The following is a 3,251-nucleotide window of genomic DNA, read 5'->3' on the forward strand; positions in this document are numbered from 1 at the left end:
CCCTCGCCCCAACCCCCGCCTCCGGCCTCGTTTCCGATGGCACGGGTGGTGCCCAAGGGCGAGGCCCGCACGATCGCGTTCTTCACCTCGCTGTTCCCGGATTGCTCCTCGCAAGGCCCGGTGGTGATCCGGACCCTGGACCAGCCCCGGCACGGGGCGATCGACGTCGCGCCGGCGGATTCGTTTCCCCGCTACGGGGTCGGGTCGACGCTGGCCGCCTGCAACGCCCGCAAGGTGCCGGGGGTGAAGCTGACCTACACCTCGGAGGAGGGGTTCGAGGGCGTCGACACCTTCCGCATCTTCGTCATCAACGCGGACGGCACCGGCTACGAGTCCGACGTGCGCGTCACGGTGCGCTGAACCCCGCCGCCGGCCGACGGAATCGGCGCCGAAACGGGGGCGGAAACCTGCCCTCCAATAGCACTTCCGTCATTCGCATAAGATATATTATGGAACATAGAGGGGCGATATGCTGAGGTGATGGGGTGTTCGCCCCCTCCCAACCCATCTGGCATGCCAGCCGAAACGGTCTCCGTGACCGGTCAGCATCGAAATCGTCCGACGAGCGGCGGGCGAGGGCGGTCCGAGCCCCCTCCCCGGCCTCGCCTGTGTCACGCGGCCAGCGCGTCCGCCAGGCGGCGGATGTCGGAGACGACGCGCCCGTCGGCGAAGCGGCAGGCCACCTCCTCCGAGGCACGGCCGCTCGGGCGGATTCGGATCGCCGCCGGGCAAACGAGCTCGTCGCGGCGCTCCAGCGCTTCGGCCGCGTCCATCGGCGCGGCGCGGCCGCCGCCGAGCCCGCGCCACCACTGCACCGCCTTGTCGCGGGCGAATCCCGTCCGCTCCAGCGCGAGCCGGATGCGGTGGGTGCCGGCCGGGCAGCGCAGCACGATATCGAGGCCGTCCGCCCCGCGCTCGACGCGCCAATCCGAGACCGCCTGCCAGCCGTCCGCGCGCTCCGACAGGATCGGCAGCTCGCCGTCGGCTGCGGCCTCGTGCCGGGCGACATCCTCCGCGTCCTCCGGCTCGATCCAACAGGGCTCGCAGGTCGAGGCGTTGAGCGCGATCAGCGCGCCGCAGCCGGGGCAGGGCTTGGCCCGCGCCAGCCCTTCCCTGCCCTTCACCGCGGCGGCGGTGCGCGCGGTGACCACGTCAACCGGGCCGTGCATCCGCACCAAGCCGGCATAGTCGAGGATCAGCGCGTCGCGCTTGCCCGGCGCGTTCCGCAGGGCACGCCCGACCTGCTGCACGTAGAGCCCGGTGCTCTGCGTCGGGCGGAGCAGGGCGATGAGATCCACCTCCGGCACGTTGAAGCCGGTGGCGAGCACGCCGACGGAGGTCAGGCAGCGGATCCGCCCGGCGCGAAAGGCCGCGACGATGCGGTCGCGCTCGCGCCGCGGGGTTTCGCCGGAGATCGCCTCGCAGGAATAGCCCTCCACGCGGATCGCGTCGCGCACCGCGTCCGCGTGGCTGAGCCCGGCGCAGAAGGCGAGCCAGGCCCGGCGCTCGCGGCCGTAGCCGACCATCTCCTCGACCGCGGCGCGGGTGATCCACTCGCGGTTGACCGCGGCCTCGAGCTGGCTCGGGATGTAGTCGCCGCCGCGCTTGCCCACGCCGGCCACGTCGAGGGCGGTCAGGGTCGCCTTCGACAGGAGCGGACAGAGATAACCCTGCCCGATCAGGTCGCCGGCATCGACCTCGTAGACGATACCCTCGAAGATCCGGCCCGCGCCTTCGTCGAGGCGCCCGCTGTCGAGCCGGTAGGGCGTCGCGGTAAAGCCGACGACGCGAAGCTCCGGCCGCAGCGCCCGCAGGCCGGCGAGGAAGCGCCCGTAGCGGGTCTCGGCCGAGCGCGGGATCAGATGGGCCTCGTCGACGACGACGAGGTCGCGTGGGCCGATCGCGTCGAGCCGGTCGGCCACCGACTGGATGCCGCAGACCAGGACCTGCGCCGCCGCCTCCCGCCGCCCGAGGCCGGCGGAGAAGATTCCCGCCGGCGCCTCGGGCCAGTAGCCGGTGAGCTCGGCGAAGTTCTGGGCGATCAGCTCCCGGCTGTGGGTGACGACGACGATGCGGGCGAGGGGATCGGCCTGCAGCGTCTCGCGCGCGAGCGCCGCGATCACCAGCGCCTTGCCGGCGCCGGTCGGCAGCACGATCAGGCCGGCACGCAGAGGCTGCCCCCCTGCCCCGCTCCAGGCGGCGGCAAGCGCATCGAGGCTGGCACGCTGGTAGGGTCGCAAGGTCAGCATGAGCTGGCTCTAACGCACGCAGGCGGACGCGTCCGTGGCCCGTTCGCCGCGCCCGCCCCGGATCAGGGCGCCTGCAGCAGGTAGACGTCCATGATCCAGCCGTGGCGCGAGCGCGCGGCGGCGCGCTGGAGGCGGATTTCCGGGCCGACCGTGCCGAGCCGGCCGGCGATCAGGAGCTGGTCCGGCGAGCCGAGATAGGCGCCCCAATGGATTGTCAGGTCCGGATCGAGGTGGTCGAAGCGCGGGTCGGCGTCGAGCATCACCACCACGCTGCCGACGCCCTCCGGCAGGCCGTCGGCGATCGCCCGTCCGGTGGTGATGTGGACGGCGCCGCCGATCCGGTTCAGCGGGATGCGGTGGGCGGCGGCCAGCATCTGCACGCTGGAGATACCGGGAATCACCGTGTAGGCGAAGGCGCCCGCGTCGCGGGCGAGGATGCGCTCCAGGATGCGCAGGGTGCTGTCGTAGAGCGCCGGATCGCCCCAGACCAGGAAGGCGCCGACCTCCCCTGCCCCGAGATTCGCCGCGATCAGGCCGCCGAGGAGGTCGGCGCGGGCTGCGTGCCAGGCCTCGACCGTGGCCGCGTAATCCGCAGGCCGGCGCTCGCGTGGTGGGTCCTGCGCCACGACCAGGCGATAGTCGTCCCGGATGTGCCGGGCGCAGATCGTGCGGCGGAGGGCGACGAGGTCGTCCGTGTCGGCCCCTTTGTCGAGGACGAACACGACATCGACGTCGGCCAGCGCCTGCACCGCCTGAAGGGTGAGGTGCTCCGGGTCGCCGGTGCCGATTCCGATGACACGCAGGGTCCGCATGGGCTCAAGGATTCCACTGCGCACGAAAAAGCCGGCTCGCGTTGGGCGAGCCGGCTGATGTGGGATATGATGTTTGGTTGCGGGGACAGGATTTGAACCTGTGACCTTCAGGTTATGAGCCTGACGAGCTACCGGGCTGCTCCACCCCGCGCCAGGGTGATCGAGTGTCGTGTCGAGGGGATGTGTTGGC

General features: G+C 71.9%; 3 protein-coding genes and 1 tRNA gene. 1 reads left to right on the forward strand and 3 read right to left on the reverse strand.

What is annotated here, in order from left to right:
- Window positions 1–360: hypothetical protein (locus FV234_RS25520; protein WP_210248527.1), on the forward strand; the 360-nt coding region annotated here is incomplete at its 5' end.
- 251 nt (window positions 361–611) lie between these two features.
- Here FV234_RS25520 and FV234_RS25525 read toward each other — a convergent pair.
- The 3 genes from FV234_RS25525 to FV234_RS25535 form a co-directional block, all read right to left on the reverse strand.
- A complete protein-coding gene (locus FV234_RS25525; RefSeq protein WP_147754704.1) occupies window positions 612–2,249 on the reverse strand; it encodes a DEAD/DEAH box helicase in 1,638 nt (545 codons plus the stop codon).
- A gap of 62 nt (window positions 2,250–2,311) precedes the next feature.
- The gene (gene cobF / locus FV234_RS25530; protein WP_147832407.1) at window positions 2,312–3,061 is read right to left on the reverse strand and encodes a precorrin-6A synthase (deacetylating); all 750 of its coding nucleotides are present in this window, start codon (window positions 3,059–3,061) and stop codon (window positions 2,312–2,314) included.
- A 74-nt stretch (window positions 3,062–3,135) separates the two neighbouring features.
- A tRNA-Met gene (locus FV234_RS25535) sits at window positions 3,136–3,212 on the reverse strand.
- Window positions 3,213–3,251 lie beyond the last annotated feature (39 nt).

It is taken from the genome of Methylobacterium sp. WL8 (assembly GCF_008040045.1).
Lineage (GTDB): Bacteria > Pseudomonadota > Alphaproteobacteria > Rhizobiales > Beijerinckiaceae > Methylobacterium > Methylobacterium cerastii.